This is a genomic window from Paenibacillus hamazuiensis (assembly GCF_023276405.1).
GTDB lineage: Bacteria > Bacillota > Bacilli > Paenibacillales > NBRC-103111 > Paenibacillus_AF > Paenibacillus_AF hamazuiensis.
This window is the reverse complement of the sequence record NZ_JALRMO010000001.1, coordinates 4,802,242-4,824,250: the sequence shown is the minus strand read 5'-3', so window position 1 is coordinate 4,824,250 and position 22,009 is coordinate 4,802,242. Positions and strand designations below refer to the sequence as shown.

27 protein-coding genes and 1 pseudogene are annotated in these 22,009 nt (G+C 51.9%); 19 read left to right on the top strand and 9 right to left on the bottom strand.

Annotated features, from left to right (window positions below; translation table 11 throughout):
• Positions 1 to 36 precede the first annotated feature (36 nt).
• The 8 genes from MYS68_RS20770 to MYS68_RS20735 all read left to right on the top strand — a co-directional run bounded on the left by MYS68_RS20770 (position 37) and on the right by MYS68_RS20735 (position 5,673).
• The gene (locus tag MYS68_RS20770; protein ID WP_248927679.1) at positions 37 to 1,083 is read left to right on the top strand and encodes a GT-D fold domain-containing protein; all 1,047 of its coding nucleotides are present in this window, start codon (positions 37 to 39) and stop codon (positions 1,081 to 1,083) included.
• Between the two features lie 28 nt (positions 1,084 to 1,111).
• On the top strand, positions 1,112 to 2,491 hold the full coding sequence (locus MYS68_RS20765; RefSeq protein ID WP_248927678.1) for a glycosyltransferase family 2 protein: 1,380 nt from the start codon (positions 1,112 to 1,114) through the stop codon (positions 2,489 to 2,491).
• Positions 2,492 to 2,612: 121 nt separating this feature from the next.
• Entirely contained in the window at positions 2,613 to 2,903 is a 291-nt protein-coding gene (locus MYS68_RS20760; RefSeq protein WP_248927677.1) for a hypothetical protein, read from the top strand.
• A gap of 51 nt (positions 2,904 to 2,954) precedes the next feature.
• Positions 2,955 to 3,296, top strand: coding sequence for an alpha-helical endospore appendage domain-containing protein (locus MYS68_RS20755; protein ID WP_248927676.1), 342 nt, complete (start codon positions 2,955 to 2,957; stop codon positions 3,294 to 3,296).
• Positions 3,293 to 3,628, top strand: a complete 336-nt coding sequence (locus MYS68_RS20750) for a hypothetical protein (RefSeq protein ID WP_248927675.1) — start codon at positions 3,293 to 3,295, stop codon at positions 3,626 to 3,628. Before MYS68_RS20755 ends, MYS68_RS20750 begins: the two co-directional genes overlap by 4 nt.
• Positions 3,629 to 3,682: 54 nt before the next feature.
• Positions 3,683 to 3,922 carry a hypothetical protein gene (locus tag MYS68_RS20745; RefSeq protein WP_248927674.1) on the top strand — a complete coding sequence of 80 codons (240 nt, stop codon included), beginning with the start codon at positions 3,683 to 3,685 and terminating at the stop codon, positions 3,920 to 3,922.
• Between the two features lie 89 nt (positions 3,923 to 4,011).
• Positions 4,012 to 5,076 (top strand): glycosyltransferase WbsX family protein, encoded by a 1,065-nt coding sequence (locus MYS68_RS20740; protein WP_248930969.1) that lies wholly within the window; start codon positions 4,012 to 4,014, stop codon positions 5,074 to 5,076.
• A gap of 123 nt (positions 5,077 to 5,199) precedes the next feature.
• Positions 5,200 to 5,673 carry a class I SAM-dependent methyltransferase gene (locus tag MYS68_RS20735; protein WP_248927673.1) on the top strand — a complete coding sequence of 158 codons (474 nt, stop codon included), beginning with the start codon at positions 5,200 to 5,202 and terminating at the stop codon, positions 5,671 to 5,673.
• A gap of 80 nt (positions 5,674 to 5,753) precedes the next feature.
• Here MYS68_RS20735 and MYS68_RS20730 read toward each other — a convergent pair whose 3' ends face one another.
• From MYS68_RS20730 to MYS68_RS20720, 3 genes are all read right to left on the bottom strand, one after another.
• Positions 5,754 to 6,398, bottom strand: coding sequence for an acetyltransferase (locus tag MYS68_RS20730; protein WP_248927672.1), 645 nt, complete (start codon positions 6,396 to 6,398; stop codon positions 5,754 to 5,756).
• Positions 6,395 to 7,534: a DegT/DnrJ/EryC1/StrS family aminotransferase gene (locus MYS68_RS20725; RefSeq protein ID WP_248927671.1), complete on the bottom strand. Its 1,140-nt coding sequence runs from the start codon at positions 7,532 to 7,534 to the stop codon at positions 6,395 to 6,397. The genes MYS68_RS20730 and MYS68_RS20725 overlap by 4 nt, the downstream gene beginning before the upstream one ends.
• A 110-nt stretch (positions 7,535 to 7,644) precedes the next feature.
• Positions 7,645 to 8,514, bottom strand: coding sequence for a glycosyltransferase family 2 protein (locus MYS68_RS20720; protein ID WP_248927670.1), 870 nt, complete (start codon positions 8,512 to 8,514; stop codon positions 7,645 to 7,647).
• A gap of 334 nt (positions 8,515 to 8,848) precedes the next feature.
• On the opposite strand from MYS68_RS20720, the gene MYS68_RS20715 reads away from it, so the two are divergent.
• The gene (locus MYS68_RS20715; RefSeq protein WP_248930968.1) at positions 8,849 to 10,378 is read left to right on the top strand and encodes a glycosyltransferase; all 1,530 of its coding nucleotides are present in this window, start codon (positions 8,849 to 8,851) and stop codon (positions 10,376 to 10,378) included.
• Between the two features lie 125 nt (positions 10,379 to 10,503).
• On the opposite strand, the gene MYS68_RS20710 is transcribed toward MYS68_RS20715, so the two are convergent.
• On the bottom strand, positions 10,504 to 11,550 hold the full coding sequence (locus tag MYS68_RS20710; RefSeq protein WP_248927669.1) for a ketoacyl-ACP synthase III: 1,047 nt from the start codon (positions 11,548 to 11,550) through the stop codon (positions 10,504 to 10,506).
• Positions 11,551 to 11,921: 371 nt separating this feature from the next.
• Between MYS68_RS20710 and tnpA the strand changes: the two genes are divergently transcribed.
• The 9 genes and pseudogenes from tnpA to MYS68_RS20665 all read left to right on the top strand — a co-directional run bounded on the left by tnpA (position 11,922) and on the right by MYS68_RS20665 (position 18,752).
• Complete coding sequence (gene tnpA / locus MYS68_RS20705; RefSeq protein ID WP_248930967.1) at positions 11,922 to 12,341, top strand: IS200/IS605 family transposase; 420 nt, start codon at positions 11,922 to 11,924, stop codon at positions 12,339 to 12,341.
• A pseudogene (locus tag MYS68_RS20700) lies at positions 12,328 to 12,575 on the top strand (helix-turn-helix domain-containing protein); the annotation flags it as partial. The gene tnpA and the pseudogene MYS68_RS20700, both read left to right, overlap by 14 nt.
• Complete coding sequence (locus MYS68_RS20695) at positions 12,553 to 12,711, top strand: transposase (RefSeq protein ID WP_248927668.1); 159 nt, start codon at positions 12,553 to 12,555, stop codon at positions 12,709 to 12,711. The pseudogene MYS68_RS20700 and the gene MYS68_RS20695, both read left to right, overlap by 23 nt.
• A gap of 147 nt (positions 12,712 to 12,858) precedes the next feature.
• Positions 12,859 to 13,902, top strand: a complete 1,044-nt coding sequence (locus MYS68_RS39120; protein ID WP_420852144.1) for a sensor histidine kinase — start codon at positions 12,859 to 12,861, stop codon at positions 13,900 to 13,902.
• A complete protein-coding gene (locus MYS68_RS20685; protein ID WP_248927667.1) occupies positions 13,856 to 14,521 on the top strand; it encodes a response regulator in 666 nt (221 codons plus the stop codon). Before MYS68_RS39120 ends, MYS68_RS20685 begins: the two co-directional genes overlap by 47 nt.
• Before the next feature lie 102 nt (positions 14,522 to 14,623).
• The gene (locus MYS68_RS20680) at positions 14,624 to 15,253 is read left to right on the top strand and encodes a YcnI family copper-binding membrane protein (protein WP_420852233.1); all 630 of its coding nucleotides are present in this window, start codon (positions 14,624 to 14,626) and stop codon (positions 15,251 to 15,253) included.
• A gap of 504 nt (positions 15,254 to 15,757) precedes the next feature.
• Positions 15,758 to 16,561 carry a CAP domain-containing protein gene (locus MYS68_RS20675; protein WP_248927665.1) on the top strand — a complete coding sequence of 268 codons (804 nt, stop codon included), beginning with the start codon at positions 15,758 to 15,760 and terminating at the stop codon, positions 16,559 to 16,561.
• Positions 16,562 to 16,691: 130 nt separating this feature from the next.
• Complete coding sequence (locus tag MYS68_RS20670; protein WP_248927664.1) at positions 16,692 to 17,726, top strand: TlpA family protein disulfide reductase; 1,035 nt, start codon at positions 16,692 to 16,694, stop codon at positions 17,724 to 17,726.
• Positions 17,727 to 17,744: 18 nt separating this feature from the next.
• On the top strand, positions 17,745 to 18,752 hold the full coding sequence (locus tag MYS68_RS20665) for a LacI family DNA-binding transcriptional regulator (protein ID WP_248927663.1): 1,008 nt from the start codon (positions 17,745 to 17,747) through the stop codon (positions 18,750 to 18,752).
• Positions 18,753 to 18,974: 222 nt separating this feature from the next.
• On the opposite strand, the gene MYS68_RS20660 is transcribed toward MYS68_RS20665, so the two are convergent.
• From MYS68_RS20660 to MYS68_RS20640, 5 genes are all read right to left on the bottom strand, one after another.
• Positions 18,975 to 19,487, bottom strand: coding sequence for a hypothetical protein (locus MYS68_RS20660; RefSeq protein ID WP_248927662.1), 513 nt, complete (start codon positions 19,485 to 19,487; stop codon positions 18,975 to 18,977).
• Entirely contained in the window at positions 19,462 to 19,959 is a 498-nt protein-coding gene (locus MYS68_RS20655; RefSeq protein WP_248927661.1) for a hypothetical protein, read from the bottom strand. Before MYS68_RS20655 ends, MYS68_RS20660 begins: the two co-directional genes overlap by 26 nt.
• A gap of 171 nt (positions 19,960 to 20,130) precedes the next feature.
• Entirely contained in the window at positions 20,131 to 20,607 is a 477-nt protein-coding gene (locus MYS68_RS20650; protein ID WP_248927660.1) for a CBO0543 family protein, read from the bottom strand.
• 158 nt (positions 20,608 to 20,765) lie between these two features.
• The gene (locus MYS68_RS20645) at positions 20,766 to 20,990 is read right to left on the bottom strand and encodes a helix-turn-helix domain-containing protein (protein WP_010493958.1); all 225 of its coding nucleotides are present in this window, start codon (positions 20,988 to 20,990) and stop codon (positions 20,766 to 20,768) included.
• Between the two features lie 298 nt (positions 20,991 to 21,288).
• Positions 21,289 to 21,435, bottom strand: coding sequence for a hypothetical protein (locus tag MYS68_RS20640; protein WP_248927659.1), 147 nt, complete (start codon positions 21,433 to 21,435; stop codon positions 21,289 to 21,291).
• A gap of 268 nt (positions 21,436 to 21,703) precedes the next feature.
• Between MYS68_RS20640 and groES the strand changes: the two genes are divergently transcribed.
• Complete coding sequence (groES, locus tag MYS68_RS20635; RefSeq protein ID WP_248927658.1) at positions 21,704 to 21,985, top strand: co-chaperone GroES; 282 nt, start codon at positions 21,704 to 21,706, stop codon at positions 21,983 to 21,985.
• The last annotated feature ends 24 nt before the right edge of the window (positions 21,986 to 22,009 follow it).

The window sequence follows — 22,009 nt, the reverse complement described above, 5'->3', positions numbered from 1 at the left end:
CGAGCGGAAATTATCATTGATACAGGCGGTGAGTCCATGAAGCGTGTGCGAAAACGAAAAGTGCCAACGATCGGAAAGAAACGGAGATTGCGCAAAGGCAAACGTACGAAGAAAACGGTCAGAGCCAGGAAAAAATTAATAACGAATCAGCCATTTACCGCCCAGAACATAGACCGCATGCTGGACGAATCTTACGATAAAGGATATAAAGCCGGCTACGGTGCGGGGGCGTTGGCATCGACCGATCAGGTCTCATACGAACGTGGTTACGACGACGGGTATAAGAAAGGATTATACAACGGCGGGGACGGGATCGTGGACTCTCTCCTTCCTCTTGACATTATACTTCCCGAGGTCCCGGTCAGTGAAATCATCGCAGCCGGCATCGAGCAGTTCAGGCACCGGTTTTATACGCTGCAAACCACGCAGGAGGTTGCGGAACAAATCAGCTCCGCGCTTGACGCCAAGCAGCCTTTTTCGCTGGTCCGGCTCGGCGACGGAGAGCTTCTGACGCTTGCCCAGGAGACTGTACTCAGCATCGATCAGGTGAGGAAGGAAGGGAGTTTTCTCCCGTATGCCGGAGTAAACATTCCGGACATCGCGGCGCGCGATCTACTGGTCTCCGCCATAAAACAAGCGACAGTCGTGGGCATTCCCAAGCTTCGCAACGCGACGTACCAGCCTCTGGCCTTCCAGGTGTTCCGGGCGCACGGTATCGATTACCAATCGCTGCGCCTGACCCATTCGCTTGTCAATTATTATTTTTCCCAGGAAGGCTGGCTGAGCAAGCTGCTGAATGGCAGAAAAGTGCTGCTTGTCGGCAATGTCGGCCCGGCGCTTGCGGGCGTGATGTCCGGGCACGGCGTCCGGGTTGCCGGCGTCGTCGCGCCCGTCGACGGCGTGAGGGACATACCTCGCGTCATGGAGGAAATCAAGCCTCGCACGTTCGATATCGCCCTCGTCGCGGCCGGCGTCGCAGCCGTCGTCATCTCGCAGCGCATCGCTACGGAGCTGGGCAAGGTGGCCATCGATTTCGGACATCTGGCCGATTCGCTCGCCAAACGAAAAGAGCCGTTTCGTTAACCCGCTACGGGAAGGAGGAGAAAGTGACGTGAAATTGCAAAAGACGACGAAGCGGCTGAGGCCGGAAAAGCGGATCAAGATCAGGAGGACCGGCAGACGGAGCGTTGCGCCGGGCCGGCAAAACGGGTTCCATACGGGTTACAAAGCCGGCTACGACGCGGGCTACAATATCGGCTTCGATGCGGGACTGACGAATTTTCATCAGCCCTTTTCCGGAACGAGCATCATCATACCGACGTTTAATCAGGTTGAGCTGCTGCGCGACTGTATCGAAAGCATAATCGCCCATACCCCCGAGCCGCACGAGATTATTGTCGTCGACAACGCATCGACGGACGGAACGGCGGAATATTTATATTCGCTTAGACACCAAATACGCTTCAGGATCAATCCGGCGAACATGGGTTTTGCGGGCGGGGTCAATCAAGGGCTCAAAATGGCCCGGGGCGAAACGCTGCTTATTCTGAACAACGATACTGTCGTAACGCAGGGCTGGCTGGCAAACATGCTGCGCTGTCTGAACAGCGACGGAAGAATCGGACTGGTCGGTCCGATGACCAATTACATCAGCGGCAAACAACTGCTGAATGTCTCCTACGGCTCGATCGCGGAAATGCATCGCTTCGCGGAAATGTTCAACCGGCCGGACCCGGCAAGATGGAGGAGGACGGATCGAATTACCGGCTTTTGCGTGCTGCTACGGAGGGAGCTGTTCGCCCGCCTCGGTTATTTTGACGAAGGTTTCGAGAAAGGGAACTGCGAGGACGACGATTTCTGCCTTCGTGTCAAGCTGCTTGGCCATGACCTCGTCATAGCGGGGGATGTGTTCATCCACCATGTGGGCAGCGTCAGCATGAAAGCGCTCGGGGCCGAGATGAACGAGGTGTACGGCAAAAACCTGGAGTTTTACGGCCAAAAATGGGGCAATCTCCCCGAAATCACCGAAGAAGCGAGGCTGTTGTCATCGGAAGGCAAGTCGATGCTCGACTTCTATCCCCGGGAAGCTATCGTATGCGGAAACCAGGGTATGCGATATTGGCTGGACGGCGGCGGGCGCCGGCCGATCCTCGAACAGGACGGCCAGTTATCGCCGGCCGTTCGCCTGTCGCACGTCGAGCTGAGAAGCTGGCCCCTTGGAGAGGCGGTTTCGGAAGCGGCAGTTCGGGAGCGCATAAGTCAGACCGCCGGTCAAACAGGCATTCGGGAAGGCGCTTTGCTTCAGGGAGAGTCGGGACGGATCTACCGTTACGAACAAGGCTCGCTTCGCCGGATCGTATCGGAGCTGGCACTGACGGTTTGGGGGTTTGACCGCAGCGAGACGATTGCTGCGGGCGATGCCGAGCTGGCGTCGCTTCCGAAAGGGCTCCCGATCATCGCTCCCATCTCCATAATGGCCGAAAATCTGTAAAGCCGGCGGACAGCTTTTATCCTTATTTAGGCAGCGAAGCGAGTAGCTTAATTCGGGGCCGGTGCATAAATTAAAACAGAATATGAGCAAGGGGCGTAAATACTTGGAGGAGGGAACTCCATTGCAGAACCATATAACCGACATTTTGTTCCACATGGCCAAATCGCAGGAGGAGATGGCTAATATTATCGAATCCAAACGGCATGTGGCGATGCACCTCGCGTCACTCAGCCACCACATCCCTCATGCGAACCCGGATTTTGGCGATATTCAGGCGCTCGTCGAGCATTCGCTGCTCGTAACGAAAAGCATCAGCGCTTATTTGAACAGCCTGGCCGATTTGGAGGATGCGCTTGGCGACAACCTGGAATGCGTCATGAAGGAGATGGGGGATGAGCCCTCGGAAGAATAACGCGGCTTAAGAGCCGACTATCCCGAAAAGCTGCAAAGCGAGGAGATTACATTGAGCAGAGCTGAATCTTATACAAGAATAATGCAAGCGGCCGCCAAGTTTCAATTCAATATCTCGCTGATTTTGGAGGCCAAGGCAGTCGAAGCCGAAAAGTCCCGCCACTGGATGTGCAACCATCTTTCGCCGGCGGCCTATGACGGACATGCGACGCAGGTCAAGGAAACGATGGACATTCACGACCAGTTGATCGAAGTGATCGACGGATTAACGAAAATGGAAAGCGCCCTGGCCAAAAATATGAAAATTATACTGGGTCACAACAAAGAAGAGGCCGACATGGGCGGTGGTGGCGGACTCGGGGATCTGTTTTCGTTAGGCGGAGGTTTGAAATGAGTTTGGAGCGTGAAAACCGCATCAAGCTTCATATATTGACCTCGCTCGCGCGAAGCCAGCGGGCGCTAACCAAAATGCTGGAGGCCATGGCCGATATTTGTGACGTATCCGGCGAAACCTCAAGGCGGCTCGCGGAAAATATCGAGGTCATAGGCAAATATCAGCGCATTTTAGCGGTTAAGATAACGGGCGTTTCCCCACGGCGCGTCAAGCGGGGTATACCCAACGGGCCATGGCTGAACCGGGAAAAGGTGACGGGGCATTGGCTGGACGGTCCGGACTTCGGTAAGTCCGGATCCTCCGGCTCGGAGATGGGGCAACATCCGCGTTAGAAGCGGTTTTTTGTCGCTTTGGAAAATATGCGCACGTAAAAGGAGGTAACCATAGTGGCTTTGACTTCAACGAAGAAGCGGCCGAAGCGAAAAAAACGAGCCGTCCGAGGGAAAATCGCCCGAAGCGGCGCCAAGCCGCGCAAAAAAAAGCATGCTGCGGGCAAAGGGGCATCCTCCTATCAAGCGAAGTTCAATAAAGGGTACGACGAAGGATACAACCAAGGGTTCGATATCGGTTATGCGGAAGGGTATGAAAAAGGGCACGAGCTTGCTTACAACAAGATTGACCCGTAGAGGGACATGCCCAGCGGGCAAGTCCGAAACGACGTTGAATCAGTCCGATTCGGCCGGGTGCCAATTTTCCGTTAAGGGGTGAGATAAAGCTGAAACTGATCGCCTTCTATTTGCCTCAATTTCATGAAACCGAGGAAAATAATCGTTGGTGGGGAAAAGGGTTTACCGAATGGACCAATACAAGAAAAGCGCAGCCTCTATTCCCCGGACACGACCAGCCGAAAGAACCGTACCAAGATTATTATTATGATTTGACAGACGAGTCTTCAAGAGCATGGCAAGCGCAAATTGCAAGACAATACGGCATTTATGGATTTTGTTATTACCATTATTGGTTTAAGGGAAAAAGGTTTCTTCATAAGCCGCTGGATGCCGTTCTTCAAAACGGGGAGCCCGATTTTCCATTTTGCCTTTCCTGGGCGAACGATCCATGGACAAGAACATGGACCGGTTCTAATCATGAAGTATTGGCCGGTCAGGATTATGGGGAAGAAGCGGATTGGAAAGAACATTTTGAATTTCTTCTGACCGTTTTTAAAGATAAAAGGTATATCAAAGTGGAAAATAAACCTTTATTTCTTATATATCGCCCCAGCGATATTCCACGGTGCGAGGAAATGTTGGAATGCTGGCGAAAATTGGCTGAAGAACATGGGCTGGATGGAATTTATGTTGTACAAACCTTGAATCGATTTCATAATCCCGATCTGAAAGGATTCGATGCCCGCGTCGAATTTGAACCCGGATACACGATGTTTTTAACGAGCGGTATCCATTGCGGAAGATCCGTCGACGGTTATAAGCAAAAGTTTGAACTGATGGATTACGATAAATACTGGTCTTATATACTGGATAGAGAACGGGACAATGCAGCATTGAAAACGTATTTGGGGGCTTTCCTCGATTGGGACAACTCTGCCCGGGTAGGCGGCAGATGGCCGCTCATTTTTACAGGATCGACTCCGAAAAAATTTTGCACCTACTTGACCCGTCAAATAAACAGATCGCTCGAAATAAACAGTGATCTTTTGTTTATCAACGCATGGAATGAATGGGGAGAAGGAACATATCTGGAACCTGATAAAAAGCACGGCTACCAGTACCTGGAGGCGGTTAAGAAAGCGATGGAAAACAATGGATTCCTTGTGAGGTGAACGAACATTACTGAACATCTTTTTCCGATCAGCCAATTATATCAGTACATTGATTCGGTCAGCGGGTGGTTAACGACGGCCGAGCAAACCGCCCTGCTGCATTTACCGTCACTCGTTGATCATTTGGACGGAGAAATCGTTGAGATCGGCTCCTTTAAGGGGAAAAGCACCGTTGCATTGGGGCTCGGGAGCAAGTGGCTGAGCGAGAAGAAACGAAAAATTGTTGCGATTGATCCCTTTATAACGAACGGGTATTATTTTGATTATTTTACAGAATTCCAGAATAATATTCTTAATTACCGTCTCGCAAACTATGTATCGCCGATTAAGAAATTCAGTCATGAAGCCGTTCAAGACTGTCCTGAGCTCATATCCGCCCTTTTTATAGACGGAGACCATAGTTATGCGGGGGTAAAAAGAGATATAGAGCTGTATGCTCCAAGAGTAGTACGCGGAGGATTTATCGCTTTTCATGATTACACAGCTTATGCCGATGTCAGAAGAGCTGTTGATGAACTGTGCGAGAGCAAAGAATATGTTCTTGTTTGCGATTACGACAGCCTGCGGCTCATACGCAAATTGAAACAACAGCTTTAACCAAAAGATCAGGATTCCGGCCGGACAATCCACGTCCACCGGAATCCTGATCTTTTCAAGGCAGCCAACTTCGTCCAAACTCACAAAGAATGTCCATAGCTTTTTTTCACGACGGCCGGCACGCCTGCAGCCATAGTGAAGTCGGGAATATCTTCTTTGACAAAGGCGCCACCCCCGACCATGGACCAGCAACCGATGCGCCGCTTCTCCCGAACCGATGCGCCGATGCCGATATAAGCTCCGTCGCCGATGGCAACGTTGCCTGCCAAATTCACACCCGGAGCGATGGTTACAAAATCGCCGATAACGGTATCGTGGCTGATGGTGGCGTTTCGATTAATAATAACATGACGTCCGATTCTGATATTGTCCGTCATTGTAACCCCATCGCAGATCATACTCCCTTCGCCGACCTCTGTTCTTCGGGATAGCCGGACACGAGGGTGTATCAGCGGGGCGGCGAGCCGGAATCCCGCGCGGACGGTATCATCGGCAAACCTTTTTTTTAAGGCCGGGTCGCCAACTCCGGCGCATACGATTTCCACCTCATGGCGCAGCGCTTCAATATCGGGGAGCGTTCCCAGTACAGGAACGCCGTTCACCGATCGACCTTTCATTTCGGGCCGTTCATCCAGGAATCCCGCGACTTCCACTCCAAGCTCTTCACAAAGCCAGTTTGTTTCGCGGGCGTGTCCACCCGAACCCCAAATCACGATTTTCCTCATTTGCTCGCTTCCCCTCCCATGCTAGCGAGCGCTCCTACAATTGTTTGAACGGTGGTTTCATTCATTTCCTCCCACAACGGCAAGCTGACGATATGTTTAGCCACATGCTCCGTTACACGAAGATTGGAGTGGGGATACCTTTTGAAATGCTTCTGCTGATGGCATGCAGGGGAAAAGTATGTTCTGGCCTCGATGGAATGTGCAGCCAATCGATGGACGACTTCCCGGTTGTCGAGAGAGCTTGGACTCAAGATGGAGAAAAATTGCAGGGGCACGTTTCCTTGTATCTTCTGCACCGACCATCCCTGTTCCAGCAAGCCGGTCCGGGCGAGTTCCCGGCGATAGGAATCGATGATCGCCTTTCGTTTGTCTATGGATGTCTGGAACTGGTCGAAGGTGGCTAAGGCGATTGCGGCAGTATATTCGGAGATTTTACTGTTTAAGCCCGGCATGACCGATTCCCTGGCGCTGGAGAAACCGAAATTCCCGGCCTGGCGAATACGCTGAATGAGGTCCCGGTCTGCACTGTAGACCAAGCCGCCCTCGCCGATACCGAACGTTTTGGTAGCGTGAAAGCTGAATACGACCGCTCCTGTAAAGCCTTTTCCGAATTGCGCGGCTTCCTCGGGAGTGACGGTTCCGAAGCTGGCGGCAGCATCGATGACTACGGGAATTCCTCTATGCACCAACATATTATATACGGATAAATCGATGGCCGTACCGAAAGTGGCGTAAGGGACGACGACCGCTATCTGCGGCCCCAGCTTCTCAACGGTCCGCTCCAACTGATCCCTGTTCATCTGCCAGTCATCGCGCTCGATATCCAGGAAATAGGGCTCAAGACCGCACCATTCGGCGGCGAGCGGGGTGGCTGCGAAAGTAAAGCTGGGCATCACCGCATATTTGCCCTGGGGCCGCTTGCTTTGGGAAATCGCCAGCATGAGGCCGAGAGTAGCGTTATGAACGGTTACCGCCGCCCCTGTACCTTGAAACATTTGATCAATAACGCGTTCCTCGAATTTTTTATTTAAAGGCCCGTAATTGGAGTAAATCCGGCTTTCTTCAATTTGTGCAAAATAGGAAAGCAGCCGCTCCTTTTTGACCAAATTAGGCCGTAGGAAGGGAATTTCAAACATGAGGTGCCCTCATTTCTCTCAGGATTTGCAATAAATGAACATTCACCTTATAGTATGAAACCCTTGAAAATGAGGAACGGCGAATACCTGACTTCCCGATCTTCAGAATTTTAAGAGTCTAGCGTTTTTAAGATCGTTTCAATTCTCAAGATATCCGCGGCAAAATACGGATGGTTTTTTATGCGCTGCTGATAAGACAATAGAGCGGTTTTATACAATTCGTCCGTTTCGAGAAATCCGTCTACTCTTGATGCAATCATCATATCCAACCATTCGCCGAATGCATGGACTCCCAGCGTATTGTTATTTTGATGGGGATGCAGTCGAAAATAACTCAGCGTTTCCGGAATATAAACCGCTTTTCCCTTGGAGAGGAGCGACAACCAGGACGCCAAGTCATTGAGAAGAGTATATTGTTTACCTTGATACATTCCGAACTCCCCGGTAAGGTCGGATTTTTTAAACATCACTGTCGTGGGTTCCCCTATGACATTCAAACAACGGGTTAATGCAGCGTTACCAAGCAATTTTCCGTCCATGATCCTCGTTTCTTGATATAATCGGGCCGTCGCATGGATGGGAGGAAGAACTTCCCCCGATGCACCGATGGTTTGCCGAAAAGACGTAACCAGCTTAATATTATCGAATTCATTAAAGAAGAAGAGCATTTTTGCAATTTTATCCTTATGAAACAAGTCATCGTCCATCAAGTAATTGATATATTCTCCCGATGAGAGATTGAAGCATTTATGCCAGTTTTCAATAAAAAGATTTCGTTCGTTCTTGTAGTATTTGATCTGGGGACAGGAGTTTAAATAAGCGGATTCAACCATTTCCTGCACTTCATTATTGGTGCTGTCGTCACAAATAACGACTTCGATATTCGGATAAGTTTGTTCCAACACACTGTCAATGGCTGCCCGCAGCGTAAGGGGACGGTTATAAGCGGGAATCAGTACGCTAACTAACGGCGATTGCAAGAGGACTCCACCTTTCTTCAAAAATGCCGATCAATTCTTAGGGTATGCGTCTTCGTGAGAAACGTTCATTCATTTTGGGCTGCGAAATTGTAGCACCGGAACAATGACGGAATACACTATGTTTGAAATACAACTTGGTTACAAGAAAAAAACCGGAACTTACGCTCGTTATTGGAGGGGCTTCTTGTTGTAACGAAAGCGAACTTTATGCTTAAGGATAAAGCGGCAAAATGAACGACAAGCTTATTTTTGCCGGAGGGACCGATGATGCGGAAGTCGGACCCGAGGCGGAGTCATGATGATTCATTTCGACATCAAAGAAAGGGGAATGAACTTGTCTTCGGATGCAACGCCTCTATTGACAACTCACCTATTTGTGCCAAGTTATATTTCAAAGGATAAATTGAAAGAAGCCATTGCGAGATTGGAAGAGAACTACATCACCGTTAAGCTGTATGGTCCGGATGATCCGTTATCGGATCGTTCCCCGCATAAACCCCGCGTTTACGTTTCGTTGGGGAAGGATTGGAGAGAATGTTCCACGCTTGTGTCGCTGCCTTTTCACGAAAAAAAGCGGTGGCTTCATTTTCCTTCGCCAGAAGAACTTCAACCGTCGAACGTATTTTATTGTTGGCTTAAACAGACCGACCCTCTCCCGGAAAACAAGCCGATGTCTCCTACCCGTTTTTCTTCAGATGTTCCCTTGGTTTCCGTATTTACAGCCACTTTTAGATCAAAGGATAAAATCGAGCGCCCTTACCGGTCGCTGCTGAACCAGACGTACACGAATTGGGAGTGGGTTATCGTGGACGACTCGGATGATGAGGAGGAAACCTACAAGCAATTTTTGCTTCCTCTGAACGATTCTCGCGTACGCAGGTACAGGCAGGATTCCCGTAACGGATACATTGGGGCGCTCAAGAGATATGCGGCCGGGCTTTGTACGGGAGAGATTTTGGTGGAGGTTGATCATGACGACGAGCTGACTCCCGACTGCTTGCAAAAAATCGTTCAAGCTTTCCGGCAAAATCCCGAATGCGGTTTTGTTTACGGGGATTGCACCGAGGTCTATGCGAGCAACCTCCATGCTCACTGGTATGGCTGGGATTGCGGTTTCGGATACAGTACCCATTACCGGGTTTGGCTGCACAAAATGAACCGGTGGCAAAACGTACAACGACATACGACACTCAATGGGAAGACCATTCGCCACTTGGTCGGTTTACCGAATCATCCCCGTGCCTGGACGAGGGATTGTTACCATTTGGTTGGAGGTCATCGCGATGAATTGCTGGTATCGGACGATTATGACTTGCTGATCCGCACGTTTCTATGCACGAAGTTTGCCGCTGTACCCGACTTGCTCTACATCCAATATCGGAACGAACACGGAAATAACACCACGCTCCTTAGAAATAAGCAGATTCAGATTCTCGTAAGGGAATTGGAGCGGTATTATCGCGACCGAATACGCGGCAGACTGGAGCAGTTCGGATTGCCGGAGCATTTGCCGTACAGACGCGTATGGGAAACCGCTGTGCATGATCCTGCCCGAAAAACGGCCCATATTCTTCATGAAGATTCTTCGAAGACTTCCATCCTGTTTCCCATACCCTTCTCCGCTTCCGAGAAGGAGCATACCCAGCTATGGAGGACCCTTCATAAGGGGGGGGAGACGGGCTTCAGGGAGACCGAGATTGTTGTCGTCGGCCGTATTCCGGCCGATATCGAAAGATTCGCGTCCGCAGCGCCTACGGGAGCCATTCGCTGGTGGCCTATGGAGCCGGATGCCTCGCTGGAAACCTGTATCCAATACGCAAAATATTGCGCTTCCTGTAAAGAGAAAATCGTTGTGCTGCCGTAGTTTCGGAAAGGGTGATTTATGGGAGGCTTTTACTGGAATCAAGCGTTTCCGCATAGGAGAATTTCAACAAAGCTGATCGGGAGAGGCCAATGATTTCATTCATGGGCCTCTTCTCTTTCTCCGTCTCACTTATCGAAGCTGCTCCAGCGCCAGAGCAGCCCCGCGTGCACGAGCCCTCCGCCGAAGCCGTACATCAGCACCGTATCGCCGTCCTTCAGCTGGCCTTCCCGGACGCCACGGTCGAGGGCGAGGGGGATGGTGGCCGCCGATGTGTTGCCGAAACGCTCGATAGTGTGAAGCGTTCGGTCCATGGTTATCCCGGTCCGCTCGCAGACGGATTCGAGAATGCGCAAATTGGCGCTGTGCGGGATGAACCGATCGATGTCGCCGGCGGTCAGCCCGGTTTGCCGGAGCAGCGCCTCAACTCCCGCGGGGACGGTGGTGACGGCGAATTTGTACACTTCGCGTCCGTTTTGCACAACGGTGCCGTCCGCTTTCAGCTCGCGGCCCTGCAGGCGGCTGCTTAAAATCGTGCGGTACAAATGGATCGCTCCCGTACCGTCCGAACCGCCATGGTAGGCAACGAAGCCGGGACGTTCGTCATCGCGTTCGACCAGCACTGCGCCTGCGCCGTCGCCGAACAGGATGCACGTTGTCCGGTCGGTGTAATCGGTCGTTTTCGACAATGCGTCGGCTCCGACGATGAGGATTTTGCGGTGAAGGCCGGCGGTGATCATGCCGTTTGCCAAATGCAGCGCGTAGACGAAGCCGGCGCACGTCGCATTGATATCGAGCGCTCCCGCCCGCGGAAAGCCGAAATGGCCCTGGACGAGGCATGCCGCGCTCGGACAAGCGAGCTCGGCCGTGTGCGTGGCGACGATGATCAAGTCCAAGTCATCCAGCGATACGGGATAGCGGGCGAGCAAATCTTTTACCGCGGCAATACAAAGGTCGCTCGTAAACTGGTCGGGCGCGCAAATGCGGCGTTCCCGAATGCCGGTTCGCTGTACGATCCATTCGTCGCTCGTGTCGACCATGCGCTCAAGGTCGGCATTGGTCAGTATACGTTCGGGGACGTAGCTGCCTATGGCGGTGATGCGGGCTCGGGAAGTGGATTTGGGAAGCCGGCCGATGCTGCCGGAAGCGGACGAACCTGTTGTTTTGAACGACATAAGATCACCTCATAACTTGATTGGAACTTGATATTAGTACCAAGTACTAATATCAGATTACAACATTGTGATTATTCAGTCAATGGTGTGATCTTAGTTTACTTGTGCCGGATCTGCGGGGCTTGATGTTTTCCGGCGATGTTACTTCCGGGAAGCGATTTTTTGCCGCAATGTTTTTTTATGATTCAGCCGAGAACACTTGTGACTTTAGTCATGAGATGAATCGCTTCGGATGTGATGTGCCCCAATTTTGGTGCGTTTTACATCCGGCACATGTTACGCTGTAGTATAAGAAAAAGACAAATAAATATTAGGACATCTTCACAAAATCTATTGACATATGTTATCCTCGGGTTAAGAGGTGGACAATGATGTCAGAAGTTAAACATGGACGAGGGTACGTCTATTCTATTCAATACCACATCGTATGGTGTGTGAAGTACAAGCATAAGGTATTGTCTGACCATGTAGATAAACGGCTCAAGGAAATATTACATAAAATTGCTTCAGACAATGAGATTACCATTACCGAGATCGAAAGCGATCTTGACCATATTCATCTTTTGGTGGACTGTACTCCACAACATTCTATTCCAAGCATAATCAAGGCTCTTAAAGGTGTTTCAGCAAGACTTCTATTCAAAGAGTTTCCAAAACTAAAGAAGGAACTCGGGGGAGGGAACATGTGGAATCCCTCTTATTTTGTAGCAACCGTAAGCGAACACACCGAAGCGCAAATTCGACAGTATATTCAAAATCAGAAAGGTGGTGAAAACCATACAAATCCATAAAGCTTACAAATTTCGTATCTTTCCGAGCCAAGAACAAATCACGCTAATCGCTAAAACAAAATCCGAATTTACACGGCTAAAAGAAGTGGACAGTATAGCGATTCAATCGTCCGTAAAGAACCTTGCGGATGAGTGCAATCCTATACAACCAAGTCGACAAATGGAAATATTGCTGTCATAGACAATAAGATCAAGTTGCCTAAATTGGGATTTGTTCGTATACCAAAACAAAGAGGTTAAAAATCTGAATCTTCGTGACTGGACCTGCCCTTCGTGCCATGAACATCATCAAAGGGGTATAAACGCAAGTCGAAATATTCTTGCCGAAGGCAAAGACTATTTTCAGCGTAAATCGTTATGCCAACCGTAGGGACTACGGGGGTAGCCTGCCTACCTTCGCTCGTTGGAGCGTTTAGCGCAGGAATCTCGCGACTTTAGTCGTGAGAGGTTCAATCGCCGTACATTGTATAAGGGCAATTGCAGTATCCCGGATGCGGAAAAGAAGAGGGGAGAACGGATGTCGCTCAAAACGCTGAAATTGTTTACGATTCTGCTGCCGCCGCTTATTATCGGAGGCTTTGAGTATTTTCGCCATGAAGTGCTGCTGCACATGCTTTCCATGGAAGTCGGCAATTTTTACATTACGGTGCTGACGCTGCTGCTGTCGTTTCTGTTCGCCCAATGGATGTTCCGCAAAATCGAGCGGATGAGCCGCAGGCTCGCCGAGGAACGGGCGCACCGGGCCGTTTACGAAGAGCGGGAGCGGCTTGCCCGGGAGCTTCACGACAACATCGCGCAAATGCTGTTTTTTCTGAATGTGAAGCTGAAGCAGGGGAAAACGGAGGAGGCGCGCTCGGCCGTTACCGAGATCGACAATCACCTGCGGCAGGCGATCTTTAACCTGCGGACGCCGCCGGGCGAAGGGATTTCGCTGCGCCACCGGACGCGCGTGTGGCTGCAGGAGTGGAGCGCGATGACCGGCATCGAAGCGGAGCTGCGCTACGGCGTGCCGGACGGTGTGTTCGACGTGTCGCAGGAGCTGCAGCTGTTCGGCATCATTCAGGAGGCTTGCACGAACATACGCAAGCATTCGCGCGCAAGCCGGGCCGTTGTGACGCTGGAATGGCACCGCGACACGGATGGTCGGCCGGCGGTGCATATTCGTTCGCGCGGCGAATCGCCTGTCACGGACAGCCGCGAGCCGGGCCGTTCTTCAGCGGCGGCCGGCCGCCTTAAGGGCGAAACGCCGGAGGGAAGCGGCGTACCGGCGGGCGGCGCACCGGCTCCCGGCTCCGGGTCGGCCGGGCCGGGCCCCGGTCAAGCGGCCGCCGCAGGCTGGCGCCTGTCGATCAAGGACGACGGCATCGGCATGGCCGTGCCGTCACCGGACCCGACCGCTTACGGGCTGACCTTGCTGCGCAAGAGAGCCCGTGAGCTGGGAGGCGAGCTGCGCGTGCACACCGCTCCCGGCGCCGGGACGGAAATCGAAATTGTGGGAAAGGGCGGATCGTTCGATGAAATACCGACTGCTGATCGCCGACGATCATCCGATGGCCCGTGAGGCCGTTCGCAGTTTGCTGGAGGAAGACCCGCTGTTCGAGCTTGTCGGCGAAGCGAAGGACGGCGAGGAGGCCGTCGCCCTGTGCGGGCGGCTGCTGCCGGACGTCGTACTGATGGATATCAGCATGCCGGGGGTGAGCGGCCTTGCAGCGACCCGCATCATCAAGATGAAGCATCCGCACGTCCGGGTGGTGATGCTGACCGTCTCCGACGATGTGGCCGATTTGTTCACCGCCATTCAATACGGTGCGCAAGGGTACCTGCTCAAAAACATGGACCCCGACGATTGGACGGCGTACCTGCACGCCTTGATGGACGACAGCTCCGAGCTGTCGCGGAATATGGCGGACAAGCTTTTTCACCGGTTTCGCTCGAACCTGCAGCCGGACAGCCCGGATCACCGCGTGCTCTCCGCGCGGGAGCTGGAAATCGTCGCGCGGATCGCAGCGGGCGACAGCAACCGGCAAATCGCCGAGCGGCTTTTTATCACGGAAAATACGGTGAAAAATCATATCAAAAACATACTGGGAAAGCTGGGTATGGATAATCGGGTGCAGCTCACCGCCTATGCGGTTCGGCACGGCTTGACACAGTCCGGACACAATGCGGCGCAGAAATAGCCCGATCGGGTCATGTTTAATTCGGCGAAGATCGGTTAGATTGAGTAATGACCGAGATTAACCGCCGAAAGGAACTGATTTGTTTTGAAGAAACACGTATTTATGCTGCTTATTTGCATGATGATCGCCATTCTCGCTTCCGGAGTAGCCAGCGCTCATGTCACGGTGCTTCCGAACCAGGTCGTTCAAGGAACGTATGAAAAATTCGCCGTCCGCGTGCCGACGGAAAAAGACGTGCCGACTGTCAAGGTGGAAGTGAAGTTTCCTGTAGACGATGTGTCGATTTCCCGTTTCGAACCGAAGCCGGGATGGAGCTATGAAGTGTCGAAAGACGCGAACGGCAAAATTACCGGAGTCGTTTGGACTGCGCAAGGCGAAGGGCTGAAGTCGACGGAATTCGGCGAGTTTTACATGCAGGGCAAAGTCGGCGACAACGCGTCCAAGCTCGTATGGAAAGCGTACCAAACGTACAAGGACGGCACCGTCGTCGAATGGACCGGAGCGGAGGGCTCGGATAAGCCGGCTTCGGTTACGGCCGTAAAGCCGAAGCCGACCGGAGCGGCGACCGACAGTCACGGCAACACCGCCGCTGCCGCCCCGGCAGCCGCTCAACCGGCCGCTTCCGCGGGCGCCGGCTCGCAGGCTCCGCTGTATATGTCGGCGGGTGCGCTCGTATTGTCGCTGATCGCACTGATCGCTTCGCTCACCCGCAGAAAAGCTTCAAGCCGCTGAGATTTCAGCGGCTTTTTGCTATGGCGTGGGGCCGTCCGCGTTTAGGGTGCGTTAGGGTGCGGACGCGCGGCTTGCCCGCCCGAAGCGGGGAGGCGAAAGTCGGCGGGATCCCGCCATAGCGGAAACGCCCCGAACGCTGTTCATAAGCTGTAACGGTTGTGATAGCGCTTATTTAGCTCAAAATACTCATTTTCAAATTCTAACGGTTGCCATTGAGCTTATATGTAGGATTAGCCGATAAGAGATCTGCATATTGCCCAAATAACCTTAACCAGAACCGTTACAATTTTAAAATCGGCATTTTCCCTGCAATAACCTCTGTGGCAACCGTTAAAGTTTTATCGCATCCCATTCATTTTATCGCCGATAATCGACGTGATGTATCTCCATCGAAATGACGTCGATCATAAGCTCTTCTTTTTGCAGCCGTGGTGTATTTTTCCATATATTTGGGGATAGTAAGAGGGACTAACATGAACCACAACGCCTAAGGAGGTCCTTCTAATGTTCACCTCGCGCAAAAAATGGCTTGCTCTGTCCCTGCTTTGCATCATGCTGATGCTCTCAGGCGTCTCATCGGCTTTCGCTTTCGGCAAAACAGCGAGCGGTCCCGACGTCTACGCGGTGCAGGGTATGCTCAAATCGCTCGGTTATTTTCAAGGCAATATTACCGGGTATTACGGTTCGTCAACCGAGACGGCCGTCAAGCTGTTCCAGAGAAGGTACGGCCTGCCGGTGACCGGCGCGGTCGACGACAAAACGTTGGAATCTATTTTGTGGGCATATGCCAACTTGAAAATTCAAAAACAACCGGCGCCTACACCGACTCCAACGCCCGAACCACCGCCGACGCCGGAACCGCCCCCTGCTCCAACGCCGGAACCAACACCTGCTCCAACGCCTGAACCGGCTCCATCGACAGAAATTAGCGCCGAGGAGCAGCAAATGGTCGATCTGGTCAACCAGGCCCGGGCGGATGCCGGTTTGCCGCCGCTGACGGTCGACCCGGCTCTGGTCAAGACCGCGCGGCTGAAAAGTCAGGATATGGTAAGCAACAACTACTTCTCGCACCAGTCGCCGACCTACGGCTCTCCTTTCGACATGCTGCAGAAGTTCGGCATCTCGTACCGCACGGCCGGCGAGAACATCGCCTGCAATCAAAACGTGAGCGCGGCTCACCAGGCTTTGATGAACTCGCAGGGGCACCGGGAAAATATTTTGAGCAAGGACTACACGCATATCGGCGTCGGCATCGTCGACGGCGGACAATGCGGCAAAATGTTCACCCAGCAGTTTATCGGCAAATAACGCAAGAACGACCGGTTTCCTGGCGTACAGGAGCCGGTTTTTTTAATGGCCGCGCCCCCGGCTTGACATGGGACAAAGATCGTTCATACTGGAATGTAGCTGATATTGCCGAAAAAAAGGAGGGGCCGCCATGGAGCCGATCCAGCTCGGTCCGCTGTTCGTGAAGGCGGAAGTTCTTCCGCTTGTCGCGGCGGCTATATTTATTTATGCGGCGCTGCGGCTCCGCTTCAGAAAAGCGGAGGAAGACGTCCGCCATATTCCCGATGCGTTTTTGAACGTGCTCTTCATTTCACTTATATCGTGGAAGCTCAGCTATATGTTGACCGACCCGGTTACGGTGCTGCACCGTCCGCTGGTGCTGCTTTATTTTGACGGGGGAAGCATCGGATATGGAATTGCGGCGTTGCTATCCGGATTATACATTTGGAGACTGACAAGGAAGCGCCGCATTCCGTTCGAGGCGTGGCTCGACGCGGTGCCCGCCGGCTGCTTTGCCGCTTTGTGCGGATATTATGGCGTATACGCCGTTTTGCAGCAGCCGGTCAGCGTGCCGCATCTGATATATGCCGCTGCCGCTGTGCTGCTGCTGGTGTTGTACATGGCCAAGGACGCTTCGGCCCGCAGCATGGTGCAAACGCAAAGAGGCCTGCTTGCCGCCGTGCTGCTGTTCGCGCTATTTACGCTCGGCGAAAACGTTTGGGCCAAGCCGCAGCTCGGCGTTATGCTCGAAGGCATCAAACCGGGGCAAACGGCCCCGGAATTCGAACTTCGCACCTTGGACGGGAAGACGGTCAAGCTGTCGGATTACCGCGGAAAAAAGGTGCTGCTCAATTTCTGGGCGAGCTGGTGCGCCCCTTGCCGCGCCGAAATGCCGGAGATGGAGCGGTTCTTGCAATCGGCCGCAGGCCAGGAGGTCGCCGTGCTTGCGGTCAATCTCGCACACACCGAAGCCCGCAAAACCGATGCCGCCGACTACGCGGCGAAGGAAGGGCTGACGATGACGATTCCGCTGGACGATGACGGTGCGGTGAGCCGCTCCTATCGGGTGATCGCGTATCCGACATCGTACTGGATCGATGCCGCCGGCATCGTCAGGGACCGCGTGCAAGGCCCGATGAGCGAAGCGGCGATGAACGACTACGCGGCGAAGCTGAACGAAAAATAACGAGACCGAGGGAATCGTATGGTGACCAGAAAAGAAGTGGCGGAGCGCGCCGGCGTATCGGTGGCGGTCGTCTCCTACGTGTTCGGCGGCCGGCAGATCGTGAAGGAAAGCACGCGGCAAAAGGTGCTGCAAGCGGCGAAGGAGCTTGGCTATCAGCCGAACCCGATAGCCCGCAGCCTGAAGACAAAGCGGTCGCAGCAGCTTGCGGTGCTTGTAAATCATTTGGGCAATCCGTTCGAGTCCGGCATTTTGCTGGGGCTTGAGCGGCGCGCCCGGGAAGCGGGATATTTTCTTTTCGTGCAGACGTATGCGGAGCAGTTGGAAGAGGAGCTGAAAGCGCTGCTGACCCGCAGGGCGGACGGCATTATTTTGCTCGGGCAAAACCTGAAGAGGTCTACGGTATCGCATTTTTCCGCTCTCGGCGTGCCGATCGTCTCGGTCACCACCCCGGTTGCTTCCAACGCGGCCGTCCCCGCCCTGGATATCGACTGGACCGCGGCATTCATGAAGCTGGTCCGCCACTTAAAGGAGGGGGGCCACAACCGCATCGGTTTTATGGGGAGCGAAAGCCCGTCTCATCACCATGCCTACCGATGCGGCGCTTTTATTCGGGCCGTGCGCCGGGAAGGGCTGGAATTCGATCCGCTCCGGCAGCTCATCTACGCCCAAGGCACCTACGAGACCGGCTATGCCGCGATGCTCGAACGGCTGTCTTCGCCCCATGCGCTACCTTATACCGCGCTTGTCTGCGCAAACGATTTGATGGCCGTCGGAGCTTTGGCCGCCTGCAGGCAGCAAGATCTTCGCGTTCCGGAGCAGCTGGCTGTCGCCGGGTGCGAGAACATCCTCATGTCCTCTCAAACCGCGCCGGCTCTAACCGTAATGGACTATCCGCGAAGCCTTATGGCCCCCGTGGCGGTGGAACGTCTGCTTGGCATGCTCGACGGCAAGCCCGGGGAATCGCTTTTGATGGAAGCGGAGCTGCTGGTCAGGGAGTCGACGGGGAAGACGAGCAGAGCGGAGTAGGTCTGGTGCTTTAGCTTTTACATGACGTTGGAGATATGGTTACGCAATCCTTGTCTTGGACCAACATTTCAAAGACGTGAATTGTACATTATCCATACAAGCAGAGAACATGTGGAGGTCATAGAGAATGGACTTACTCCAGTTTCATTATCCGTATCTTTTGAAGGTGAATCCGTTGTATTAAAAAATGTACTTTTGGATACGGACATTATGTCCTGCCGTTTACCCGGCCGGCGACCCGTTACTCGGCATCGGCGTATGAAGATGCTTCTGGATGAAGCGATAAAGAGCAAGCAGCAAAAGATGGGATACCGGATATATGGGAACCGAATAATACAACTTCCATGAGATATAGTTGAACACGCCGCTTAACACAAAAGTCCATTCAAATAAAACGGAAAATAGGGTCCAACCGATGATATAATAAAGCAGCTTGGTCCCGCGGATGTTCCATTTATCGTAAAAGTACAGAAAAACAAAAGCATAAGGAGGATAGATGAAACACTGAAGCACTCCCGTGGAAATTTCGTAAGACGTATTGTCTCCGCAATAATACAGCTGAAACGGAGTCGCCGCAATGGCATAATCGAATAACTCTACGAAATTGACGGTAAATATCCATATCAGGATTCTCGCGGAAAACGGAAAATGCTTTCGGATAATTAAAAAAAACGATGTACTGACCGTCGCCATCAAAACGACATACCATTCATTCCAACTCATTGTAAAGTTCATCGGTGTAAAGCCCCTTTTTCAGGTGTTTGCGGAAAAATTTCATAACGCCAACGGAGATCAGCAGGATGATGCTCCAGCAAAAAAAGGTCCACCAAACTTTCCAATGCACATGGACGCAGATCCCCAACCAATCCTCAAGCCATTCCATACCGCTCAGCAAAAAGACGAAGAACGCCAGCAAGACCAGTTTGGCTCCGGCCGTTTTCAAAATGACATACCTGTTCAGAAATATGATGCAAAGATACGGATAGAGAACCGTGCGGTTAATGAGATGCGACAATTCCAAGCTTAATATGTCTTGGATCACCAAATATTTAAGGTTCATAACGAACGGGGCTGTGTAATTTTGAACGAGAATCGTGATGCTGAACCAGTACATGGCAATTTCCAGAATATGCAGGTTTTTCTTTGTGAATTTCACGAATAAGGAGATAACGGTTGCATTTGCCAAAATAAAAAAAGCCAAGACCATCGTCTTGAGCCCCCCTAAGAGCGGATAAGGCATGTCCCCTCAAGTCCCCTCGTACCCATCATTGTTTACCAAGCGCATCCAGTGTACTCCTTGGATTCGCCTCGGATTTGGAGTTCCTCGAGTTTTGTCAGCTCTATATCTGCACGAATTCGGAATTCAGAAATCACCGTCTTATTGTTGACGACCGCTTAAGGATTTCATTTCAAAATAACGGACAAGCCTTTGGTTTCCTGCACTTATGAGCAGGCAAACAGGGTAGGCAATTGCAGAATACCAAATACTCCATTGATTATAATAGAGTATGCCAACCTGCAAACTAAGCCACTCATATCCCAATGCCAAAAGTGACCACGCTATGATATAGAGAGTTTGCTTCGAGACTCCTTTATCAAACGGAAAGAAATTGATAAAAGTGATGTTTACAAGCGGGTAGATGATGTAAATAACGAAATAACCCGGAATATCAATGCCTTTACTGAAATAACCAAAAAGCCCCAATTGTAAATTCAAACTGAAATCAATGAGAGTGTCGAAGCAAACGGCGAATAAGGCTGCTGCGTACAAGCACAACGGAGGAAGTTTCTTCGGCATTTTATAAGTTAAGAGCATCAGAACAACTATCGTGATGACAAGCACGGTTATTGCCATATATTCCTCCAAAAGTTTAAAGTGCATTATTTATTATTTCCAAGTATATGGAATCAAATTCCTGACGATTTCGCGGGTAAAAACAAAAAACCCCCTCCCGCGCGGCTCATGCGAACAGCGCAAGAAAGAAGGCTTTGTTTGATTTGCGGTGAAACGCCTCAGATTTGAAGCTCCCCGAGCTTTATCAGCTCTACAACAGCCTGAGAACGGCCTTTGACGTTGAGCTTTTGCATGACGTTGGAGATATGGTTACGCACAGTCTTTTCGCTGATAAATAATTGCTGTGCAATATCCTTAGTGGTTTTGTCTTGGACCAACAGTTCAAAGACCTCGCGTTCACGGTTCGTTAGTAGAAATTTGCTTTTATGATCGCTGCCCTTCAATGGTGTCACCCCTCCTTGCCCGGGTTTTGTATGTTACAAGGTGTAGGGATACAGTCAAAAATATAATATGAGAACGCTGCAAACTTGGTGCGGCAAACCCGCGCGGTTACGGGAAAATGGGCGGAGACACAGCGTTTTCGGGATCGACGCAATCCGCGGGTTGCTTCCGGTTTCGGCAGCAGGACCGTCTTCTCCTTAACGCAAAAAAACGCCGTCCACCGGCCGGTCAGGCACGGTGAAGGCGATTTTGATCGAAGCCGTCAAGGAAAAGTCTGCCGGGTTACACGGATGCGAATCACTACGGCTCGTCGACGTACTCCTCTTTATCGGCGATGGCGTCGGCCGGAACGTCCACTTGCCCCAAACCGGCGTCGGCGCAGCTGTCGTGGAATGACATGGTCTCTTCCTCCCTTTGCCGGTCTTGCTGCTCTTCTTTACGTGACATTCGGATAACCTCCTTTCCTCAGGATATTTTTCCCATATAGGCTAAACCGATTCATTTGATTGTCTTTGTGCACACAAGCCTAGTGTAGGTCAAAAACGGAAAAAAATTGAGATTTCGCACGATAATACAGGAAAAATGGCATTCTTTGGGGGTAATTCGGAAAATTCGAAAATAATGACTCTTGAAAAAGGGCGGGCATCGTTTTTATATTAGTATTAGCAGTCGTTAGTGACGAGTGCTAATACAATTTGACAGGAGGGTTCATTCCATGCTGAAGCCGTTAAGCGATCGAGTCATTATCGAAAAATTGCCTCAGGAAGAAACAACATCCGGCGGCATCGTGCTTCCCGACACAGCAAAGGAGAAGCCCACCCGCGGCAAAGTGGTGGCTGTCGGGGCAGGCCGGCAAGAGAACGGAAAGCGGGTCGCTCCCGAAGTGAGGGAAGGAGACATCATTCTTTACAGCAAATATGCGGGTACCGAGGTCAAGCTTGAAAATAAGGAATATTTGATTTTGAAGGAATCGGATATTCTCGCCATAGCGCAGTAATTCGGAGAACGAGGAGGAGAACGC

What these genes read in the sequence shown, in the direction of transcription:
- MYS68_RS20770 (WP_248927679.1), top strand. Translation starts at nt 37, where the DNA reads ATGAAGCGTGTGCGAAAACGAAAAGTGCCAACGATCGGAAAGAAACGG.
- MYS68_RS20750 (WP_248927675.1), top strand. Translation starts at nt 3,293, where the DNA reads ATGAGTTTGGAGCGTGAAAACCGCATCAAGCTTCATATATTGACCTCG.
- MYS68_RS20730 (WP_248927672.1), bottom strand. Translation starts at nt 6,398, where the DNA reads ATGAGGAAAATCGTGATTTGGGGTTCGGGTGGACACGCCCGCGAAACA.
- MYS68_RS20725 (WP_248927671.1), bottom strand. Translation starts at nt 7,534, where the DNA reads ATGTTTGAAATTCCCTTCCTACGGCCTAATTTGGTCAAAAAGGAGCGG.
- MYS68_RS20710 (WP_248927669.1), bottom strand. Translation starts at nt 11,550, where the DNA reads ATGTCGTTCAAAACAACAGGTTCGTCCGCTTCCGGCAGCATCGGCCGG.
- tnpA (WP_248930967.1), top strand. Translation starts at nt 11,922, where the DNA reads ATGTCAGAAGTTAAACATGGACGAGGGTACGTCTATTCTATTCAATAC.
- MYS68_RS39120 (WP_420852144.1), top strand. Translation starts at nt 12,859, where the DNA reads ATGTCGCTCAAAACGCTGAAATTGTTTACGATTCTGCTGCCGCCGCTT.
- MYS68_RS20685 (WP_248927667.1), top strand. Translation starts at nt 13,856, where the DNA reads ATGAAATACCGACTGCTGATCGCCGACGATCATCCGATGGCCCGTGAG.
- MYS68_RS20680 (WP_420852233.1), top strand. Translation starts at nt 14,624, where the DNA reads ATGCTGCTTATTTGCATGATGATCGCCATTCTCGCTTCCGGAGTAGCC.
- MYS68_RS20675 (WP_248927665.1), top strand. Translation starts at nt 15,758, where the DNA reads ATGTTCACCTCGCGCAAAAAATGGCTTGCTCTGTCCCTGCTTTGCATC.
- MYS68_RS20670 (WP_248927664.1), top strand. Translation starts at nt 16,692, where the DNA reads ATGGAGCCGATCCAGCTCGGTCCGCTGTTCGTGAAGGCGGAAGTTCTT.
- MYS68_RS20665 (WP_248927663.1), top strand. Translation starts at nt 17,745, where the DNA reads ATGGTGACCAGAAAAGAAGTGGCGGAGCGCGCCGGCGTATCGGTGGCG.
- MYS68_RS20660 (WP_248927662.1), bottom strand. Translation starts at nt 19,487, where the DNA reads ATGAACTTTACAATGAGTTGGAATGAATGGTATGTCGTTTTGATGGCG.
- MYS68_RS20655 (WP_248927661.1), bottom strand. Translation starts at nt 19,959, where the DNA reads ATGGTCTTGGCTTTTTTTATTTTGGCAAATGCAACCGTTATCTCCTTA.
- MYS68_RS20650 (WP_248927660.1), bottom strand. Translation starts at nt 20,607, where the DNA reads ATGGCAATAACCGTGCTTGTCATCACGATAGTTGTTCTGATGCTCTTA.
- MYS68_RS20640 (WP_248927659.1), bottom strand. Translation starts at nt 21,435, where the DNA reads ATGTCACGTAAAGAAGAGCAGCAAGACCGGCAAAGGGAGGAAGAGACC.
- groES (WP_248927658.1), top strand. Translation starts at nt 21,704, where the DNA reads ATGCTGAAGCCGTTAAGCGATCGAGTCATTATCGAAAAATTGCCTCAG.